This window comes from Pseudomonas sp. Tul2A7 (genome assembly GCF_054790505.1).
Genome location: NZ_CP186499.1, coordinates 6,295,504 through 6,315,817, shown reverse-complemented (window position 1 = coordinate 6,315,817; position 20,314 = coordinate 6,295,504). Strand labels below are relative to the sequence as shown.

Genomic DNA, 20,314 nt, shown 5'->3' with positions numbered 1-20,314 from the left:
CCGGCTTGTGAGCATTCTGGATAGGGCCTACCTTTTCATCAGTTCGGTGAGGGGCGTTGGAAATTCACCGATTTAATACCAGGGACGGTATGTAGACCCAGGAAGGTGTCGAATTGAAAACCTCGGAATTCAGTCAAAATCCAATCAGTGATCTATCGAGTAAAAGCCGGAATACTAAAGCCATGAACGCTATAAGTCGTGAAGAGTTCAATGCCAGGATCGAAACCATCGAGACCAGGATGGACGCTCGGGTCGAGGGTGTGTCGGCGAGAATCGATGCTTACCTGTTGACTCAGGCTGAGCGAGACAAGGCTCAAATGGAGAGGGACAAACGATACGATTTGATGTGGGACGGCGTACAACAAATCGCCGAAGACTCAAAAGAAGCCATCAAACAAGCCTCGACAGTGAAGGCGCATTACTGGGCGACGACAGCCGTCCATTTCCTCGGAATGATCACCGTCGTCGTGGGGGCGCACTTTGCCAATCAGGCAGCGGTGTTAACCACCTTGCAGACGACACTCGCGGCGATCCAGGTAGGTAAAGATATAGGCGCACCAAGACCTGTTTCGCAACAAGCACCCGAATCATCACAATAGAAAACGGCCTTCAAAGAAGGCCGTTTTTGTGGGTATTGAGACATCGCGTCATGGCATCTCTGGCAATTCCTGCGGCCGCAAGTCGAACACCAACACCTCGGCATCGACACCGTTGCTCAACGTCAGCAACTGTTCTTCGCGAACCCGCACGCCATCGCCTTCACGCAGTTGCTGGCCATTGAGTTCGACACTGCCGCGCGCTACATGCACATACGCATAGCGGTTGGTCGGCAGTTCGAGCGTGGCGCTTTCCTTGCCGTCGAACAGCCCGGCGAAGACCCTTGCATCCTGGCGCACTTTCAGTGAACCGTCGTGGCCGTCCGGCGAAATGATCAATTGCAGACGACCGCGTTTTTTCCCGGCGCTGAAATGTTCCTGTTGATAGCGCGGTTTGGCGCCGCTTACATCCGGCACGATCCAGATCTGCAGGAAGTGCACCGGTTTGGTCGCCGAATGATTGAACTCGCTGTGCGCCACACCGCTGCCTGCGCTCATCAGTTGCACGTCACCCGGGCGGATAACCGAGCCGGTGCCCAGCGTGTCCTTGTGTTCCAGTGCGCCTTCCAGCACGTAGGAAAAAATCTCCATGTCGCGGTGCGGGTGCTGGCCGAAACCTTTACCGGCGGCAACGCGGTCATCGTTGATCACCAGCAGGTCGGAAAAACCCTGTTCGCGAGGGTTGCGATAGCTGGCAAAGGAAAAGGTGTGAAAGGACTTCAACCAGCCATGATTGGCGAGGCCACGATCGGAGGCTTTGCGAAGGGTCAGCATGATGAAATCTCCTTGCGGGACGTGAATTCGTCCGAGTGAGGAGAAGGTTACTGGTTACTGTGCGGTGCAATAAGTACATGGAAATTGAAAGACTGTCCTTATCAGGTTGACAGTTGTGCGACGCGCTTCGCATAAACTTTTGCGCCCCGAATGTCGTAGTTGTCCATAATGTCTGGCCTGTCTCATGTCTCCTTGATTTAAGTGATGTCTTCCCATGAAAACCGTGGCAATGGTGCTGTTTCCCGACTTTCTTCTGCTCGACATGGCCGGGCCATTGGAGGTTTTTTCGGTTGCCAACCGCTATCTGAAAGCCGAAGCGCATTATCAATTGATCACGCTTGGCACTGAACGTGGCCCGCTGCGGGCATCCAATGGCGTGTTGGTACATGCTGATCGGGCCATTGATGATGCCGATACCGAGCGTTATGACTTGCTGCTGGTGCCGGGAGGCCCCGGTGCCTACAACCAGCAGTTTCCGGCGTTGTTTGCCTGGCTCAAGGGCGCGGTCCAGCGCGTCGATCATTACGGTTCGATCTGCACCGGCGCCTTTGTCCTGGGCCATGCCGGGTTGCTGGACGGTTACCGGGTGACCACCCACTGGAACTACACCGAACGGCTGATCAAGGGCTTTCCGAAAGCCCAAGTCACGACCGATCAGATCTATGTCGAAGATCGCAACCTGATCACCTCCGGCGGTGTCACGGCCGGGATCGATATGGCGCTCGCCGTCATCGCCCGCGATCACGGCAAAAAACTTGCCCAGGATGTGGCCAAAGTCCTGCTGGTGGTGATGAAGCGGCAGGGCGGGCAGGCGCAGTTCAGTCCGCTGATGGCCGCTGTGGCACCGCAAGAAACACCGATCACCCGCGCGCAAAGCTATGTGCTGGAGCATCTCGACGAAGCGTTCACGGTCGAGCGCATGGCCGCCATCGCCAATATGAGTGCGCGGCACTTTGCACGGGTGTTCACCCGTGACATCAACATGACGCCGATGGAGTTTTTGCAAAGTGCACGCATCGACTGCGCGCGCAATCTGCTGGAAACCAGCGATCTGCCGCTTAAGACCGTGGCCTACAAAAGCGGTTTCGGCAGTGTGCGGCACATGCGTTCGCTGTTCGCTGAAAAGCTCGGCCTGACCCCTGCGCAGTACCGCGAACAGTTCAGCTAGAGCGCTTGTGTCCGTCTGGCGCACCCGGATGTCCGTGCTGCGCCCCGTGTAGCGGTTGTCGCGTCATCTGAGCCTGCCAAGATAGTTGCATGGATAGCCTCATCGATTTGAATACGGCGTCAGTGCTGCATTTCGGCCCTTACGCCTTCCACCTGCGCCAACGGCTGATACTCGACGGAGATCGGCCTTTGCGCATGGGCGGGCGCGCGCTGGACATTCTGCAAGTGCTGGTCGAGCGTGCCGGTCGAGTGGTCAGAAAGGAGCAATTGATCGCTCTGGTATGGCCAACGTCGGTGGTCGAGGAGATCAACCTGCGCGTGCACATCGCTGCGCTCCGGCGGGCCTTGGGTGATGGCGAAAACGGTCAGCGCTACATCGTCAACGTGCCGCAATGCGGTTACAGCTTTATTGCCCCGGTGCGTTGCAACAATGCCGCGCAAGTGGTCTTCGAGGGCTTGCAGACACCCCTGCACAATTTGCCAGCTCGACTGACCTCGGTCACCGGTCGTGACTCGCTGGTTGGCGGGTTGGTGCGACAAATGCCGCTGTGTCGGCTGATGACCATCACCGGAGCGCCGGGCGTAGGCAAGTCCACCGTGGCGCTGCGGGTCGCGGAACTGCTTTTGCAGTACTACAGAGACGGTGTGTGGCAAGTAGATCTGAGCCTGATCGACGACGACACGCCGCTACTCGACCAAGTGCTGCGCACCCTCGAAAGCGATCTGACCGGGCTGTCGACCCGCCATGCGTTGCTGCTACTGGATAACTGTGACCACCGGCGCGACGCTTGCAGAACAGCGGTTGCAACGTTGCTCGAAGCCGCGCCTCGTCTGTCGATAGTCGCCACCAGTCGTGAGGCCTTGCAGGTCAGTCTGGAAACCCTGCAGCGTGTGCCACCGCTGGCCATTCCGAAACGCTCGGCGACCGATTGCATCACTGAAGCCATGGGCCATTCTTCGGTGCAGTTGTTCGTCAGCCGTGCCCGGGCGCGACAGCATGATTTCAGCCTGCGTGAGCAGGACGTCAAAGTCGTGGTCGAGATCTGTCGGCAACTCGACGGTTTACCGCTGGCAATTGAACTGGCCGCGGCGCAGATCGATGCGCTGGCGCTGGTCGGCCTGCAGGCGCAAATGGCCAATGGTCTGCAAGTGCTCCGCCATGGCCGGCGCACCGCTGTACCCCGGCACCAATCGATGCAAGCGGCATTCGACTGGAGCTATCAGCGCTTGAGTGAGCAGGAACAACGCGTGCTGCGGCGCTTATCGGTGTTCAAACTGACATTTACGCTAGAGGCGGCGTTGGCGGTGATCAGTTGCCCGCAACTGGCCGTGTCGGAGCTTGCCGCGATCATCGAAGGCCTGGCGCAGAAGTCTTGGTTGTCACTGGAACGCGGCGTCAGTGCAGGCCGGTACCGGATGCTCAATACCACCCGATGCTATGCCCGCAAGCAACTTGAGCGCAGCGGTGAGGGAATTGATCTTGAACGCCGGCATGCACGTTACATCAAGCGGATTTGTCTGGCCTCAGGCGTGCACGCCCTCGCGTAACTCGTCGATCAGCAAGTGCACCTTGCGCAGGTCCGGGGTCGCGTAGCCCTCGGTGAAGCGTTGATAGATCGGACTGAGCAAATCCAGCGCCTCACGACAGCGCGACTGGCGCTGCCAGAGTTGCGCCAATGAAGTGGCACTGCGCAGTTCCCAGGCAAGCGCGCCTTGGGTTCGAGCGATGGTCAGGGATTGTTGCAGGAGTGCTTCGGCTTCCTGAATGGCCCCTTCGCGAGCAGGCTCGCTCCCACCTGGGGTCTGAGTACATCCAGAATCCCTGTGGGAGCGAGCTTGCTCGCGAAGAGGCCCGCCCAGACAAACCAACTCTTCCTTCAATAACGTATCCGCCTGAGCCCGCAGAATCTCCGCCGTGCTCCACCCCGCATCACCACTCAACGCCCGCACAAGCAGCGTGTCATCCATAAAACGGCCATCCAGCGTCACCATGATTTCCCGGATCAGCCCGCTGCTGTCCGTCGGCACCGGGGCCTTGGCTTGCGCGTCAATCACCTGTGCGTAGTGCCGCGCCCAAGTGTTGAACAGCAGTACCGAATGTTTCTGCGACTGCTCGAGCAGCAACTGCAACAGCGCCCGGGCGTTCTGCTGATCCCCGTTGTAATGAGCGATCAGGCAACTCGCCAGCGCCAGGGTGTAGCAAATTGAAGTGCCATGGTCGATCTGCACGGCAATATCCAGGGCCTGCCGCGCCGTGCGCCAGGCTTGTTCCGGCAGACCTTGCATCCATAAAACCCGTGCCAGCACCGTCAGCGACGCGACGCTCTGGTCGTACTGCACGCCAAAGCCATGAGTGAAACGGTTGACATGGCCGCTGTGCGCCATGCGCTGGAGCACCTGTTCGGCGTGAATGCGCGCCTGCAATTGGTCGCCGGCATAATGCAGGGCCAATACGCGCAAGCGGTGGGTACTCAGTGACAACTGCGGGTCGCCGTGCAGGCCGAGGCGGTCGAAGTGCTCGCTCTGTGCCAGCGCCATGCGGTAGTGCCCGCAACTGAGGTTGACCGCCATGTGCCCGGAAACTGCGCGCAATTGTCCGGCGACGTCGTCGTGCTTGTGGGCCAACTGACGAGCTTCGGCGAAGGCTTGGATGGTTTCCGCCGTGCCGCCCCAGGTGTGGTAGCAGGCACTGCCAAGGGCCAGTTTGAGGGCGACTTTCAGGCGCGGGCAGGGTTCGCCGAGTTCATCAAACAGGCTCAGCGCCCGGCGCACATAGACGCCGTACTCCTTGAGCAACGACAACTCCTGCCACAAGGGCGCCGACGCCGCCGTCAGCCGAATTCCCAAACCACCAGTGCCGACACCGTTAAGGCTCCAGTCCAGCGCTGCGCGCAAATCTTCCAGCCCTCGGGCGTAGCGATCGATCCATAACAATGTCGGCGTGTTTTCCCAATCGTTCTGCGCCTGCTGCATCAACGCCAGACAGCGTTCGGCATGCCGCTCACGGGTTTCTTCGCATTCGGCAGCGTGATCGAGTTTTTCCAGCGCGTAGCGCCGGGTAGTGTCGAGCAAGCGGTAGAACACGTCCTCGTCACCGACCTCGACGGCGAGCAGGGATTTGGCCACCAGTTGCGTGATCGACACAAACACCACACCGGGGTCGATCTGTTGGCCAACGATAACGGCCGCCGCCGACTCCAGGGTGAAACCACCTCGAAACACGCTCAGACGACGCAGGCAGGTTTGTTCGCAGTGGTCGAGCAGATTGAAACTCCAGTCCAGCGTTGCGCGCAGGGTGAGATGGCGCTCCAGACTGCTTTGATTACCCGCTGCCAGCGGCGGCAAACGGCCTTGCAATTGCCTCAGTAGACCATCCAGTCCGAGTTCGGCGACCTGCGCTGCCGCCAGTTCCAATGCCAGTGGAATGCCGTCGAGCCGATGGCAGATCTCGATTGCCTGCGGCAGCTGGATATCGCTCAGTTCGAAGCTTTCCTGCGCGGCCGTCGCTCGTTCGACGAACAGCTGCAGCGCCGAAAAATTCAGCGTTTGCTCACGATCCAGCGTCGTCGTCATCGGCGGGTATTCGAGGGAGTCCAGACGCTGTACGTATTCGCCTTCGGCCCGCAGACTTTCGCGGCTGGTGGCGAGGATATGCACGTGCGGCGCCCCGCGCAGAATGCTTTCACTGAGCGCCGCAACGGCATCAATCAAATGCTCGCAGTTGTCGAGCAGCAATAGCATCTGCCGCTGTTGCAGGCCCTTGACCAGCGCTGTCTGCGGGTCGCCTTCGAGAAGTGTCAGATCAAGCAGGGCGGCCAAGTGTGAACAGATCAGCCGGGGATCGCTCAGAGGTGCCAGATCCACCAGACGAATGCCGTCGCGATAGTGCCCGATCAACTGCTCGGCTACCCGCAGGGCCACGGTGGTCTTGCCGATCCCGCCGGGGCCGACCAAGGTGATGCAGCGTTGGCGTGGCAACTGCGTCATCAAGCTGTCGACCAGCGGCTGGCGGCCGATCATGCGCGTGCGCCGCAAGGGCAAATTGTGCCGACCGCCAGCATCGCCCACAGGACGCTCCTCCATGGATTCCAGTAAAACCGGTGCGACAAAACTGTAACCGCGTTGCGCCACGGTGATGATGTAACGCTGCCCGGCCTGACCATCACCGAGAGCCTTGCGTAACGCCGCCATGTGTACACGCAAGTTGATGTCTTCGACGACACTGTCCGGCCAGACCCCGGCCATCAATTGCTGTTTGCTCACTACTTCGCCGGCGTGGGCCAGCAGAATCAGGAGGATGTCCATCGCCCGTCGGCCCAGACGTAACGGCTGCTCGCCTTCGAGCACCCGTCGTTGTCCGGGATGAATCCGATAGGGGCCAAACCCGAGGGCCTGATTCGGGGAAAGACTCAACAGCTCACTCCTGCGGTGCAGCAACGGACAGAACGGAGTAGTGCCAGGCGTTAGCGCAGGCCTTCTAATCCGGGGTGTCCCGGCATAATCCTCAGGTTTGAGCGTCAGTGCAACGGGTGTCGCGATCAAAACACGGCGGGTTGTGAACGGTGGACTTTGGGCTCGCGCATGATCTGGCAGCGCCAGGCAAACGGATTGATGCCTTCGCTGCGAGTGAACATATGGCAGAAATGCGCCTGATCGCAGAAACCGCATTCCAGGCTGATTTGCGTCAGGCTCAGGTCGGTGTGCTGGATCAACAGCTTGGCTCGCGCGAGGCGCTGGGTGCGGATCCAGTCCTGCGGCGACAACCCGGTGCTGCATTTGAAGGCCCTGGAAAAATGGCTACGCGACAACGAACAGGCGCGGGCCAGTTCGGTGACCTCAAGGCTTTCGCCCAGGCGTTCGAGGATCAGTTGTTTGACCTGTCGTTCGCGCTGCGGACTGAGTCCGCCGACCCCGGTCTTGCGCGGTTCGTTGGCAGGGGCGAGGGCGACGCTGTGCTGTAAGTGAGCCATGGCCAAAGTCCGTGTCGATGGGGAATGCACGGTCGGCGCATCCCCTCAGGTCAAAAAAACAAAGCTGCGCAGAGGGTTTCATTGTTGGCCGAGGGCGGGAGGCTGACGAGTTAATCGTTGTTAATTCCAGCGCATTGACCTGAACTCAGCACATCCCTGCAAGTCTGCGCCCCGCGGTTTGCGGCACGATGACAGCAAGCGTGGCGAGCCGATGGGGGCGCCGCAATCGGCAGGTCCAAGGGGAATCAGATGAAAGGCATTTTCAACGCAGCGGCGGCGCTGACGTTCGCGCTGGTCACTTCCAGCGCCATGGCACAGGCACCCCAGCAGGGCACTCAGGCGCCGGGCTATTTCCGCCTGGCCTTGGGCGATTACGAGGTCACCGCATTGTTCGATGGGTATAACGACCTGTCGCCGAAGCTGTTGCAGGGCATGAGTCAGGGCCAGATTCGTGCGCTGCTGGCACGCCGTTCGATTGAAACCCCGGGTGTTCAGACGGCGTTCAATGCGTTTCTGGTCAATACCGGCAAGCAACTGATTCTGGTCGACAGCGGCGCCGGACAATGCATTGGCGCCACCGCCGGGCAGCTCCTGGCGAATATGCGGGCGGCCGGCTACCAGCCAGAGCAGGTCGATACGATCTTGCTGACGCACCTGCACCTTGATCATGTCTGTGGTCTGGTCGATGCACAGAAACAAGCGTTGTTCACGAATGCCACGGTGTACGCGGCCAAGGCTGAAGCGGATTACTGGCTCGATCCGGCCGCGCTGGCCAAAGCGCCGGCCGGCGCCAAAGAGTTTTTCAAGATCGCCCAGGACTCCACCGCGGCCTACGTCGCCGCCGGGCGCTTCAAGACTTTTGCCGCTGGCCAGTCGCCGTTGCCGGGATTAGTCGAAGCGACACTCGAAGCCGGTCATACGCCGGGCAGCACTACCTACCGTTTCACCTCGCAGAATCAGAGCATCGTTTTCATGGGGGATCTGGTGCATAACCTGGCTGTGCAGTTTGAGCATCCGGAAGTGTCAATCGGCTTTGATGTCAACAGTGCGCAAGCGATCAACGCGCGTCAGACTGTCTTCAGTGCGGCGGTGGCCAGCAAGACGTGGGTGACGGCGGCGCACCTGCCGTTCCCGGGCATCGGTCACATCACCGCGCAAGGCAAACATTTTCAGTGGGTGCCCGTGGAATACGGTCCGTACAAGCGCGCGGCCAAGGTGCCGTTAATCGAGTAAAGTGCGCAGCGCCCACCCGCAAAAACAGCTGACACCGAAAAGGAAAACATGCCAATGAACCGTAACGATCTGCGTCGCGTCGACATGAACCTGCTGGTGATTTTCGAAGCGCTGATGTTCGAAAAGAACCTGACCCGCGTCGCCGAAAAACTGTTCATGGGGCAACCGGCCGTCAGCGCTGCGTTGGGCCGTTTGCGCGATCTGTTCGACGATCCGCTACTGCTGCGCAATGGTCGCGGCATGGAGCCGACCGCGCGGGCGCTGGCGATTCTCAAAGAGCTGCAACCGGCGATGGACGTCATCTCTGGCGCGGTCAGCCGGGCCAAGGAGTTCGAACCGGCGAGCAGTTGCGATGTTTTTCGCATCGGTTTGTCAGACGACGCCGAGTTTGGTCTGTTCCCGCCGCTTTTACGCCAGCTTCAGCAGGAAGCACCGGGGATTGTCGTGGTCGTGCGGCGCGCCAACTATTTGTTGATGCCGGCGCTGTTGGCATCGGGGGAAATCTCCGTCGGCGTCAGTTACACCACTGAATTGCCGGCCAACGCCAAGCGCAAAAAACTGCGCGACATTCCCTGCAAGGTCCTGCGCGGCGACGACCGTCCGGGGCCGCTGACCCTCGACGAATACTGCGAACGCCCGCACGCGATGGTGTCGTTCTCCGGCGACTTGAGCGGCAACATCGACATGGACCTGGCCAAGGTCGGCCGTTCGCGCCGCGTGGTGTTGGGCGTGCCGCAGTTCAGCGGTTTGCGCGCGTTGCTCGCCGGCACAGAGATGATCGCCACCGTGCCGGATTACGCGGCCTGCGCGCTGGTTGAAGGGTGTGCCTTGCGCGCCGAAGATCCACCGTTCCCGATTGATGCGGCGCAATTGTCGATGGCGTGGAGCGGGGTGCATGACAACGATCCGGCGGAGAAATGGTTGCGCGCGCGGATCAGCCAGTTCATGGCGGCGCCGTTGGATATACCGCCACGTTGACCCCTCCGCTCGTCGGAAACTGCTCTGTACCTGTCAGATCTGACAGGTGACGATTTTCTGTTTCTGGCTGTTAATCACTCCGTCGCCCGATCCCTCGGCAGGAGTGTTTTGTCATGCTTTTAAAACTCAAAAAACAGATCGCAACTCTGGCACTTGCTGAGCCGGATATTACCGGTCGTACGCTTCCCATTCTTCCCTCGGGGGAGTGGGGGATCAATCGCGCTGCGGCGCAAGGGATCTATCCGGACGATGGATTGCAGGTCTACCTCAGCCCATGGACGACGAAGAATAAAGGCGACCTGGTGGTGCTCAGGAAAAACTCCGTCGAGGTGGATCGGTACACCATTCGTGATCAATCAGAATCTGATCAGCGTGCGACCCTGTTCGTTGCTCCGCGGCATCTTGCTTCGGGCTCCCATGAAATCGACTATTGGGTAAAACGATTAGGCCTGGATCCCGCCGAGACGTACACGCCGCCATTGAAAATTTTCGTCAAGCTGGAAATTCCCGGCGGACAGGATACGGAGGAGGGGCCGGGGCATTCCAATCTGTTCATGTTCATCCCGCCGGAATTTGTCTCTGGTGGGGTGCACAGCGACAACATTCCGGATGATCCGGATGATCCGGATAATCCGGAGGCGCCGAAAGCGGGTGTGCCTATCGTCATTCGACACGCATCCGGTAGCGGCGAACCTTACCCCGATATTGCCGTGGGCGATCAAGTTCAGCTCAGTTGGGGGGGCATTCTGATCTGGTCCGACCCGGTGACGGCAGAGCAAATCAATGACCCGTTGAAGAATCCCATCACGATTTACGTCAAGCGGGCGATTATAGAGAAAGCAGGTGATACCGATGCGGTGGGCCTGGCCGTGAGCTTTCGCGTGCGCGATATCGTCCACAACTATTCGGAGGACTGGTGTAGAGAAACCCGGATCAGGGTTTCGCTCAACACCAATCGGCTGATTGCCCCTATTGTCAAGGATGCGCTCAACAATGTTCTCGACCTTGACCGGTTGGGTGATAAAAACGTCGTCGTTCAGGTCTGGGCAACCTCGAGCGAATTCAAACATCAGGACTGGATTGAAGTAAAAGTCAGCGGTACCACCGCCGATGGCGAAGCCGTCACATTCACTGCGCCGAAGCAGGCGGTCGACAATCTCCCCCACACCTATGAGTTCGAGTTTGAGAATGCGGATCTGCGCAGGCTTGTCGCAACCCAGGTGACTTTTTCTTATGAGGTCGAGCGCGAGGGAATTGCCGATCCGCTGCAATCCAAAGGTCAGTTCGTGCAAGTCAGCGGTGAGGCCACGCGCCTGGATGCCCCTGTTGCTGAAGATGAAAACCAGGGCGCCATTGATCCTGACCTGGCACGTACCCGGATTCTGATTCGCTCTGATTCGGTGTTCAACTATGGCGATGCGTTTGAACTGGTGTGGTTCGGTAAACGTCCGGATGGCAGTGCCTATATCCCGGAATTCGAAAGGTATACACCGAGCCGGGAGGAAATCGCCGACCCGGTCGGTTTTTTCCTCACTGTCGAAGGCTTGCACTTGAAGACCATTGAGGGCGGAACACTGGTGCTGTCATATGTCCATTTGAGTGTGGATGGGAGCGACGACATTGTCAGGCGTGTGTCGCGTCCCGCAGCATCGCTGAGCGTGGGCGAGCCAAAATTCGAGTTGGATAAACCGATCGTGCTCGGAGAAAGCAATGGCTCACTGGAGCCCGATGAATTACCCAACGGCGTTGGTCGGCTGACCGTTCCCAAACCCATCGTCACGCCGACGAAACGCGGCGATAAGGTGACTTACAAATGGGAAGGGGAACGATCAGGCAAGACCAGCGACTTCATCGACATTACTGCGCTCAACGAGAACAGCGACGTGCCATTCCGACTCAGCGAGAAGTTTGTTGCCGAGCATATCGAGCCAAATCGCGGTGCCACGATCACGGCCAATTACGAAATCTGGCGCAAAGAAACCGACACGATCAGTTATTCCAACCCTCTCGTGTTCTCCGTCGGCGAGTCCACGCAATTGCTGGATCCGGCCCGCGTAGTGCAGGCGCTCGATGATATTCTCGACCCGGCCAATGCTCCAGACGGAGCGACCGTCGAGATACCGGCCAATGACCCCGACAATGCCGGCGATCACTTCTATATGACCTGGGCTTCGTCAGATGGAGTGGTCAAGCACACCGATGACAAAGCGGTCAGTGGCAATAACAAGGGCAAGCCGATCGAGTTCACTGTGGGTCTGCCAATTGTGCAGGCCAGCTTGAACAAAAAAGTGACTGTCGATTATCGGGTCGAGTTGTTTGACGGCGGCGAGGCAGACGGCGAACCTTATGACTTTGACGTGCAAGCGCAAGAGTTCCGTCTACCGGTAGCCACCTTCAGGGAGGCCACGGGTTCGCAGAAAGATCAGTTGAACCCGGACGATGTGTACCCCAACGGCGCCACGGTGGTGATCCCGGCGACGGCTCAACTGAAGACCGACGATGAAATCACCGTGACCGTGGTCGGCAAAACCACCACCCCTTACACCCACACGGTTCTGGCAGCAGAGGCCGACAAAGAACTCAGCGTGATCAAGGCGGCCCACGCGGTGATCAGCGCTAACCTCGATGACAGCATCGCGTTGAGTTATGAGGTCAAGCGCAAGGCGGGAGGGACCGATGGCCCGTCGGTGCCGACGGTTTACGATGTTCGCCGGGTCATTGGCAGCGGTACCCTGAAGATTATGGGCGCCCGTTATAACCGCAGTACTTATCGCGCATCCAGTGCCACTCGTGTACTGAGCGCATTCAACGCCACCACGGGGCAGCCGCTGCAAGCGCAGTGGAAGTACGCTTCGGACACAGAGTGGATGACCGCTGCCACCTGGCGCGACACCTCACCGCAGCAGCCGCTGCAAGTGCGCACTGCCGATGATCTGGTCACGCTCAACTCGGCGAATATCATTGGCAACGGGATCGATACCACGGTCACAGGTTTCGCGGCTTTCGTCGCTCACCGAGATGTCGGGGATGTCGCTGGTTGGGGCAACGCTGCGTACGGCGCCAATATTCCTCCGACCATCATCACCATGGATGACATCGTTGAGGTGAGCTGCACGCGCAGTGCTTATGCGGCTCGCCGCGCCAATAGCGCAGTTGTCGCCTGGGGAACCGCCGCCGAGGGCGGAAGCATGAGCGGTATAGATCCGCTGGGTTTTGTCGAAGTTATCGGTAATGCGACCGCGTTCACCGGGTTGAAGACTACCGGGCAGGTGTTTGCCTGGGGCACAGCAGCCGATGGAGGTAGTGTTCCAGCAGAAATCAGCGCACTGACGGATATTGTTCGAGTGGTGGCGGCGGGTCAGGCTTTTTCAGCAAAACGAGCCGCCGGTAATGTTGTGGCCTGGGGCCTGGCGGCAAACGGTGGGGTAGTTCCGGTTGAGATTGCAGGCTTGACCGATATCGACAATCTGATCGGCAGCTTTGGTGCCTTTGCCGCGCATCGTGGCAATGGACGGATTGTCGGCTGGGGCCACGCCACCTATGGCGGCGTTGTGCCGGCTGAAATTGCGTCCCTGACCGACATCATCGAATTGAGCTGCGCCAATGCGCAAGCCTTCACCGCAAGGCGCGCGACCGGGCAGGTGGTGGCGTGGGGGACGGCCGCGTACGGCGGGACGATTGACGCGCTGATTGGCGGGCTCACGGACATTGTCGAGGTCAGTTCCACCTGGCGCGCGTTCGCAGCGCGCCGAGGCAACGGTCATGTCGTGGCGTGGGGCACTCCCGCGGAGGGTGGTCTGGTGCCTGCCGAAATCGCGGCGCTCGATGACATTGTTCAGGTGTGTGGTTCCTCCATGGCTTTTGCCGCGTTGCGCAAGAACGGCACAGTGGTCGCCTGGGGGAATGCGACCGTAGGTGGCGATACCTCGACGGTCGTCACTGAGCTGACTCAGGTACAAGCGCTTTACGACAACACTCACGGGTTTACCGCGCTCACCGCTGATGGTCGAGTCGTGACCTGGGGGCATCCTGCTGGCGGCGGGGACAGCAGCGCCGTACAGGAGCGGCTGAGGGGCAAGGTGTCTTATCACGCTACCCCGACCTCCAGAGGCCGGGCACTTCTGGCCAGTCGCTGGGCCGAGCTGAATATCGGGCGTTGAACGCCTGCCATTGAGCCTTCCTTCAACCCCGAAATACGGTGCTCGACAGAGCGCCGTGTGAGGTGTCGCCATGCACAAAACAACAAACACCCCGCTCAAACCGTCTGTAGACGAAGCGCCCGGCGATGTACTTGATCCTGCAGACATTCCGGCCAAAGGCGTGACAGTCAGAATCAAACCCTATGACGGCATGGCCTATCGCGATCATGTCTATCTGTTTGTCGGTGAGGATTACACCGATGACATCCCGATTGGTTCCACGGCTGTTGGCAAAGACGTCACCTTTACCGTGCTCGGCAGTGATCTGGTCGTTGACGCGAATGACATCGTCCCCATTCACTACGAAGTACAGTTCCATGACGGCGATCGTGTGCCGTCGCAAACGCTGAATCTTTTATTGCAGTCAGGTTTTGACGCAAAAGCGACCCTCGATCTGAGCGCACATAATCACGTGGTGTCAGTAGACAAAACGCCGGTCAAGTTACCCGCCGCCGCCCGAATGACGCGACTGGCGCAGTGGGGGAGTGGCCCCTATCAATACACCAGCAGCGATCCGGCCATTGCCAGTGTCGATGAGCAGACGGGCGAAGTCAGCGCCCGACGCAATGGCGACTGTGCGATCAGCGCCACCGACAGCCAGAGCCAGACCCGAACCTACCCGTTGACGGTCAAGGGGATTGTTGAAGTGCATTTCCTCACCGACAGCGCGGATTGGCAAGGGATGCTCAGACTCTGTGAAACAGCAAAATTGCAGCCGGTCACGCTGTCCCGGATCAAACGCATGTGGACGCTGTACTTTCCCGACGCCGGCCCTGTGGCCGAATACCTTGAGTGGCTGAATTATCCCGTGTGGACCGGCGATGAATTGGGAGCCGGCACCGCTTGGACCTATGACCTGAACGGCGATTCGGTCAATGACAATGCCAGTGCGCACAACAAGGACACGTATTGGCAAGTCCTTGGGGTTAGCGCGACCCAAGCGAAGCGTCAAAAGGGCAGGGGGTAGAAACCATGCAAAGCGCACGGACGCAGATAACCCGATACCTATTGGCATTGCTGTTGCTCAGCGGTCCGGTTCTCGCCGCCACCGGCCCGGAAACCGCGCAGTTGCTTAACAGGCGCTATCAGAACACCACGGCAGAATGCGCAGGCGCCAACCCGGCGTATTTTTGCAGTGGGGTGCTGGTGCGCGGCAGTGATCCGGCTCTTGAGTTCTGGAAGCACGGGGAGGTTGCCCGAAAATTGGGAGCGGAAGGTTTTGTTTATCTGCGGGGCGACCTTGATACGCAGAGGTTGGCTTTGGCGAATGGGATGGTGTTCAGCGATTCATTCACAGCCATCGGGAATGGTCTTTCGCTGGAGGTGTTGTGTGCCTACCCATTCGCTTTCCCATCGACGGCTACCCGCGCAAACTTCGGTTGCGCTGCCCTGTCAGCCTCACAGCACCTGCAAGACGTCAGTTCTTGTGCCGACGTTGGCGTCAGCGATGCGCCAGCCTGGTTGGCGCACTTTCAACAACAAGGGCAGTTACCCGAAAAGCAATGCTCGTTGAGCAGCCTTGACCCGGCACAATTCAAGGCTAGCCTGCTGGCGCACCAAGGCATCGACGATAGCTGGTCGGCCAGACCGAACAAAGTGCAGATCAAAAACTGGGATCCCGATGCACCCGGACTGTTGCCGGTTCAAGGCCTGTATTACGACGTGACGCAACCCGGGGCGTTACTCGGCGCGCAGAAAGATCAGCGTGATTACTTCATTGCCACGGGTGAGTGGCTGCCGATCCTGCGCGTGAACCTGAGCGAACCACCGGATGCCGTATTCGGTTTCAATCTGCAGGATCAGTTGTATATCGGTTATCGGATTGCCGCCAACATGAATGCACGCTTCGCCGATACGGCTTCGGGTTGCCTGCGCGAAAAGCCCGGATTTCACTGCAATGGCGTGTTGGTTCGAGGTGCAGATGCGTCAGCGGGTTTCCACGCCTGGAATCCCAGCCCCAATTCGATAGGCCGCAATGGTGTCTCATTCAGTTATGTGCGAAAGGATGTGGGTACCACAAAACTCGCTGGTACTCAGGGCTTCACGTTCAAGGAAGCGTTTGCCCCGACAGGTCATGCGGTGACATGGCGTTGCGCTTATCCGGCCAATGCCGGGACGAATTCCATACCCGACAGTTGTCGCGCCAGTTGCCAATCTCAGGGCATTACCACCGTTGCTGCCTGGCAAGCCCGCTACGCTTCCAACCCCAGTGCAAGTTGTGCTTTTGACATGTCATTGGCCTCGTTTCAGCTCAGCATCGACGTGCGTGCCGGCCTCAGCGCGGCAGCCAGACTCAACTGGAACGAAGTCATCATTGCCGTGTGGCCTCAGAACATACCGGCGCTAGTGCCCCTTGAAGCCTTTTTCTATGTGTCGGGAAGCAGTCCGGGATTGGCCAATGCGCAATTCATCCAGCGTGACTATTTCAAGCAAACCCATGCGTTTTTACCCGTTATACGATTGAATTTGGCCAGTGCAGATGGCCGACCTTTTGTATTTGAAGTGGGGGATCAGACGGTTCAGGACACCTCAACTCAAACCCTGATCCGAGGCATAACGCCGCGACCGCCAGTCTCGTCGCAAAAGGACTCGGGCCCTGATGAAAATTAATAGCCTGCTCGTTTTTCTGGTAGCGCTCGCGCACTTTGATATTTCCCTCGCCGCAACCGGCCCGGAAACCGCGCAGTTGCTCAACAGGCGCTATCAGAACACCACGGCAGAATGCGCAGGCGCCAACCCGGCGTATTTTTGCAGTGGGGTGTTGATACGCGGTACTCAAGGTACACAGGAGTTCTGGAAACACAGCGAAGCATCCGTTCAACTGGGGGCGCAGGCTTTCAACTATCTGCGGGCCGATCTCGACACGCGCACGCTCGGACAGCCCAATGGGTTGATCTTCAGTGATGCCTTCACTGCCATTGGTCAAGGCAAGCCGCTTGATGTGCTGTGTGCCTACCCCTTCGAATTTCCAGTGCAAAGCACGCGACCTGACTCGGGATGTGGCTGGGTTGCTGCGGTACAGCACTTGCAGGACGTCAGTTCGTGCAGCGGTCTGGGTGTCACCGACGTACAAGGATGGCTCGCGCATTTTCAACAGGAAGGCCAGCAAGCCGCCGGGCAATGTTCGCTAAGTAGCCGTGATCCTGCCCAGTTCATGGCCAGTCTGCTCGCACACCAGCAGATTGATGCGCAATGGGCCGCTCAACCGACGCTGCTGCTAGTCGGGAACTGGAACGAACAAACCCCTAAGCAACTGCCATTACTCGGCCTGTTCTACGACGTCAACCAGAGTCAGTCGCTGCTCGGCGCGCAGAAAGATCAGCGCGATTATTTCGTTGCCACCGGTGAATGGCTACCGATCCTGCGCATGGATCTGAACCAGCCGCCGCAGGCAGTGTTCGGGTTCAATCAGGACGATCAGTTGTATATCGGTTATCAGGTGGCAGCCAGGTTGAATGCGCGTTCGATCGAGAAACTACGCGAATGCCGTGGCAGTACCGCGGCGTTCAATTGCACCGGCGTGTTGATCCGCTCAACGGATGTTTCAACGGCATTTCATTCCTGGAACCCCAGTCCGTCGTCGGTTAACGGCAATGGTGTTTCCTTCACTTACATTACCGACGGCGCGTTGATCGCCAAGACTTACAAACCTCAGGGTTTCATCATCCGCGAGTCTTTTGCGCCCACCGGTAAACCGCTGACGGTTCGCTGCCTCTATCCCTTTGATGCTGGCACCGGCGGCTCTGCCGACATCTGTCGAACCCATGGCGGTCAGTGTGAAGAGTTGGGTATCGACACCCGCGAGGGATGGATTGAACGCTATGCAAATACCCCGTTGAGAAGCTGCGCGTTCAATACCGAGGCCAGGATGTTCGAACTGGCGACCACGGTTCGTGCTGACGCCAGAGACCCGTACGGCTGGAACGAGCTGATTGTCGCGGCCTGGTCGGAAGACGATCCGCAAAAGCTCCCTTTGGAAGCTTTCACCATCATTACGCCTTCGCATATTGCCGGTGATGGCCTAGCCGGCGCTCGATTCATACAACGTGATTACTTCGAGGTGACCGGTCGCTTCATTCCCATCGTGCGTGTGCTTTTTACCGCCGCACCCGGCTCGGTATTTTCCTATGACCCACAAGATCAGGCGCTGTCGGACACCAGCATGCGGATGTTGAGCAACAAGATTCCGTTTTTGCCGAGTTCCATGCGTGATGATTGATTCCCGCTCGACGTCAGGCAGGCCCGTATGAGCCCAATAATTCCAAGGCTCACAGCTTTTTTGTTGGCTCTTGTGCTCGCAGTCAGTTCAAGTCAGGCCGCGACCAGCCCGCAAACCGCGCAGTTGCTCAACAGTCGTTATCAGAACACCACGGCAGAATGCGTGGGCGCTAACCCGGCGTATTTTTGCAGTGGGGGTGCTGGTGCGCGGCAGTGATCCGGCTCTTGAGTTCTGTAAACACGGTGAAGTCGCCACGCAGTTGGGGGCAGAGGCTTTTCTGTATCTGCGTACCGATCTTGGGACTCGCACGTTGTCATCAGCCAACGGCGTTATCTTCAGTGATCATTTATTGCCATAGGTCTGGGTAAATTCAAAACATCTGTTGGCTGACCCGACGCCTTCGCGAGCAGGCTCGCTCCCACATTGGCTCGGTGTGATCGATGTTTTAAACATCGCTGTTTAAGCAACACCCACAGACACTCTTTCAGGCTACGCAACCTTGCGCCTTTGCCTACAGCTACGCCAGAATCCGCCGGCTTGTGCGCTTGTGGCCCCGTCTCTATCGTTTGGTGGTCGCTGAAAACTCAGCGATCGGGTTTAGCGACTCGGACCAAAAAAGTGCATCAGCGCTCCATGCTTCGTTGCAGGCTATCGTCTGCACTTCGCTATGGCGGCTGTATGCGGGAGACCTTCGGGTCTACCGGGTTGCCTTTTTACCGGTTCGCTAACCTGCATACGGTCGCCACCCATCCTGTTTAGCGACAGGACGTGGTGATCCCGGCTCTAAAAAGGAGATTCACCATGTTCAAAGTCACACCCAACCCACCAGACATCGATCCCACATCCCCCTACGAATCCATCGATTCCCGAAAACTCCACGAAGCCGCCGACCGCGCCCTCGACCACTACCTCCTTCCACCCGGCTCCACACCACCCCCACGCAGAACCCGTGGCATGTACGCCGTAACTGCCGACACCAAAAATGAAGAACTGCTGACCGACGCCAGCGAAACACTCGCCTCGGCCAAGACCATCGCCCAGGATGTCGCCCACCTGTTGCCCGCACCGCAGCGCCGGGCGTTGTTGGGGATTGCGCAGTTGATCATGCTCGGTGAGTTGGCAGTGAATCGGGTGTTGGATAACCTCGAGCCACCGGCCTAAGCACACCCCCTGTGGGAGCGAGCCTGCTCGCGAAAGCGGTGTGTCATTCAAAAATTTGTTGACTGCCCCGACGCCTTCGCGAGCAGGCTCGCTCCCACATTGGCTCGCTGTGATCCATAGATTTTCGATGTTTTAAACATCGCCGTTTAAGCAACACCCTCAGACACTCTTTCAGGCTACGCAACCTTGCGCCGTTGCCTACAGCTACGCCAGAATCCGCCGGCTTGTGCGCTTGTGGTCAGGTCTCTATCGTTTGCTGGTCGCTGAATAGTTCAGCGATCGGGTTTAGCGATCCGGCTCCGACTACAGACGCAACAAACGCTTCCTTCTCGATTGTGGGGTTCCCTTTCTGCAATCGCGTCATGGTGGCTGTGCGTGGGAGGCCGAAAGGTCTACCCGGGGTTCCTGTGACCCGGATCGCTAACCTGCGTACAGCCGCCACCCTCAACTTGTTTAGCGATAAGTCGTGGCGGCTCAGTCCTTCACGGAGATTCACCATGTTCAAAGTCACACCCAACCCACCAGACATCGACCCCACATCCCCCTACGAATCCATCGATTCCCGAAAACTCCACGAAGCCGCCGACCGCGCCCTCGACCACTACCTCCTTCCACCCGGCTCCACGCCATCCCCACGCAGAACCCGTGGCATGTATGCCGTAACCGCCGACACCAAAAACGAAGAACTGCTGACCGATGCCAGCGAAACACTCGCCTCGGCCAAAACCATCGCCCAGGACGTCGCCCACCTGTTGCCCGCACCGCAGCGCCGGGCGTTGTTGGGGATTGCGCAGTTGATCATGCTCGGTGAGCTGGCGGTGAATCGGGTGCTGGATAACCTGGAGTTGCCAGGCTAACCCTGACCACTGATCGTTCCCACGCGCAGCAAAGGAACGGCTCAACGGACGCTCCGCGTTTGGCTTTGGAAGGGACGCGGAGCGTCCCGGGCTGCATTCCCACGCAGAGCGTGGGAACGATCAATGCCGCAGAACTGAGCACATCTATCCAATTTCCTCC

The 20,314-nt window shown here is 58.7% G+C and carries 14 protein-coding genes; 11 read left to right on the top strand and 3 right to left on the bottom strand.

Features of this window, described 5'->3' with window-relative positions:
- Nucleotides 1-113 precede the first annotated feature (113 nt).
- The gene (locus ACOYXJ_RS28075) at nt 114-599 is read left to right on the top strand and encodes a hypothetical protein (RefSeq protein ID WP_460372823.1); all 486 of its coding nucleotides are present in this window, start codon (nt 114-116) and stop codon (nt 597-599) included.
- A 48-nt stretch (nt 600-647) separates the two neighbouring features.
- Here ACOYXJ_RS28075 and ACOYXJ_RS28070 read toward each other — a convergent pair whose 3' ends face one another.
- On the bottom strand, nt 648-1,370 hold the full coding sequence (locus ACOYXJ_RS28070; protein WP_460372821.1) for a pirin family protein: 723 nt from the start codon (nt 1,368-1,370) through the stop codon (nt 648-650).
- Nucleotides 1,371-1,584: 214 nt separating this feature from the next.
- Between ACOYXJ_RS28070 and ACOYXJ_RS28065 the strand changes: the two genes are divergently transcribed.
- Both ACOYXJ_RS28065 and ACOYXJ_RS28060 read left to right on the top strand, forming a co-directional pair.
- A complete protein-coding gene (locus tag ACOYXJ_RS28065; RefSeq protein ID WP_150794234.1) occupies nt 1,585-2,538 on the top strand; it encodes a GlxA family transcriptional regulator in 954 nt (317 codons plus the stop codon).
- An 89-nt stretch (nt 2,539-2,627) separates the two neighbouring features.
- Complete coding sequence (locus ACOYXJ_RS28060) at nt 2,628-4,085, top strand: ATP-binding protein (protein WP_150794233.1); 1,458 nt, start codon at nt 2,628-2,630, stop codon at nt 4,083-4,085.
- On the opposite strand, the gene ACOYXJ_RS28055 is transcribed toward ACOYXJ_RS28060, so the two are convergent.
- Nucleotides 4,062-6,950, bottom strand: coding sequence for an ATP-binding protein (locus ACOYXJ_RS28055; protein WP_460372819.1), 2,889 nt, complete (start codon nt 6,948-6,950; stop codon nt 4,062-4,064). The two genes, ACOYXJ_RS28060 and ACOYXJ_RS28055, sit on opposite strands and share 24 nt — an antisense overlap.
- 125 nt (nt 6,951-7,075) lie before the next feature.
- Entirely contained in the window at nt 7,076-7,507 is a 432-nt protein-coding gene (locus ACOYXJ_RS28050; RefSeq protein WP_150794231.1) for a helix-turn-helix domain-containing protein, read from the bottom strand.
- A 249-nt stretch (nt 7,508-7,756) separates the two neighbouring features.
- On the opposite strand from ACOYXJ_RS28050, the gene ACOYXJ_RS28045 reads away from it, so the two are divergent.
- From ACOYXJ_RS28045 to ACOYXJ_RS28010, 8 genes are all read left to right on the top strand, one after another.
- A complete protein-coding gene (locus tag ACOYXJ_RS28045) occupies nt 7,757-8,740 on the top strand; it encodes an MBL fold metallo-hydrolase (protein WP_460372817.1) in 984 nt (327 codons plus the stop codon).
- A 54-nt stretch (nt 8,741-8,794) separates the two neighbouring features.
- The gene (locus tag ACOYXJ_RS28040; protein WP_460372815.1) at nt 8,795-9,718 is read left to right on the top strand and encodes a LysR family transcriptional regulator; all 924 of its coding nucleotides are present in this window, start codon (nt 8,795-8,797) and stop codon (nt 9,716-9,718) included.
- Nucleotides 9,719-9,831: 113 nt separating this feature from the next.
- Nucleotides 9,832-13,878 (top strand): hypothetical protein, encoded by a 4,047-nt coding sequence (locus ACOYXJ_RS28035; protein WP_460372813.1) that lies wholly within the window; start codon nt 9,832-9,834, stop codon nt 13,876-13,878.
- Between the two features lie 70 nt (nt 13,879-13,948).
- Nucleotides 13,949-14,884 carry an Ig-like domain-containing protein gene (locus tag ACOYXJ_RS28030; RefSeq protein WP_460372811.1) on the top strand — a complete coding sequence of 312 codons (936 nt, stop codon included), beginning with the start codon at nt 13,949-13,951 and terminating at the stop codon, nt 14,882-14,884.
- A gap of 5 nt (nt 14,885-14,889) precedes the next feature.
- Nucleotides 14,890-16,527 (top strand): hypothetical protein, encoded by a 1,638-nt coding sequence (locus ACOYXJ_RS28025; protein ID WP_460372809.1) that lies wholly within the window; start codon nt 14,890-14,892, stop codon nt 16,525-16,527.
- Entirely contained in the window at nt 16,517-18,136 is a 1,620-nt protein-coding gene (locus ACOYXJ_RS28020) for a hypothetical protein (protein WP_460372807.1), read from the top strand. The genes ACOYXJ_RS28025 and ACOYXJ_RS28020 overlap by 11 nt, the downstream gene beginning before the upstream one ends.
- 801 nt (nt 18,137-18,937) lie before the next feature.
- Nucleotides 18,938-19,297, top strand: a complete 360-nt coding sequence (locus ACOYXJ_RS28015; RefSeq protein WP_095120147.1) for a DUF6124 family protein — start codon at nt 18,938-18,940, stop codon at nt 19,295-19,297.
- Between the two features lie 497 nt (nt 19,298-19,794).
- On the top strand, nt 19,795-20,154 hold the full coding sequence (locus ACOYXJ_RS28010) for a DUF6124 family protein (protein WP_460372805.1): 360 nt from the start codon (nt 19,795-19,797) through the stop codon (nt 20,152-20,154).
- Nucleotides 20,155-20,314 lie beyond the last annotated feature (160 nt).

Excerpts from the sequence above, each read along its gene's own strand:
- ACOYXJ_RS28065 (WP_150794234.1), top strand. The coding sequence starts at position 1,585 with ATGAAAACCGTGGCAATGGTGCTGTTTCCCGACTTTCTTCTGCTCGAC.
- ACOYXJ_RS28025 (WP_460372809.1), top strand. The coding sequence starts at position 14,890 with ATGCAAAGCGCACGGACGCAGATAACCCGATACCTATTGGCATTGCTG.
- ACOYXJ_RS28035 (WP_460372813.1), top strand. The coding sequence starts at position 9,832 with ATGCTTTTAAAACTCAAAAAACAGATCGCAACTCTGGCACTTGCTGAG.
- ACOYXJ_RS28020 (WP_460372807.1), top strand. The coding sequence starts at position 16,517 with ATGAAAATTAATAGCCTGCTCGTTTTTCTGGTAGCGCTCGCGCACTTT.
- ACOYXJ_RS28045 (WP_460372817.1), top strand. The coding sequence starts at position 7,757 with ATGAAAGGCATTTTCAACGCAGCGGCGGCGCTGACGTTCGCGCTGGTC.
- ACOYXJ_RS28010 (WP_460372805.1), top strand. The coding sequence starts at position 19,795 with ATGTTCAAAGTCACACCCAACCCACCAGACATCGACCCCACATCCCCC.
- ACOYXJ_RS28060 (WP_150794233.1), top strand. The coding sequence starts at position 2,628 with ATGGATAGCCTCATCGATTTGAATACGGCGTCAGTGCTGCATTTCGGC.
- ACOYXJ_RS28040 (WP_460372815.1), top strand. The coding sequence starts at position 8,795 with ATGAACCGTAACGATCTGCGTCGCGTCGACATGAACCTGCTGGTGATT.
- ACOYXJ_RS28070 (WP_460372821.1), bottom strand. The coding sequence starts at position 1,370 with ATGCTGACCCTTCGCAAAGCCTCCGATCGTGGCCTCGCCAATCATGGC.
- ACOYXJ_RS28030 (WP_460372811.1), top strand. The coding sequence starts at position 13,949 with ATGCACAAAACAACAAACACCCCGCTCAAACCGTCTGTAGACGAAGCG.
- ACOYXJ_RS28050 (WP_150794231.1), bottom strand. The coding sequence starts at position 7,507 with ATGGCTCACTTACAGCACAGCGTCGCCCTCGCCCCTGCCAACGAACCG.
- ACOYXJ_RS28015 (WP_095120147.1), top strand. The coding sequence starts at position 18,938 with ATGTTCAAAGTCACACCCAACCCACCAGACATCGATCCCACATCCCCC.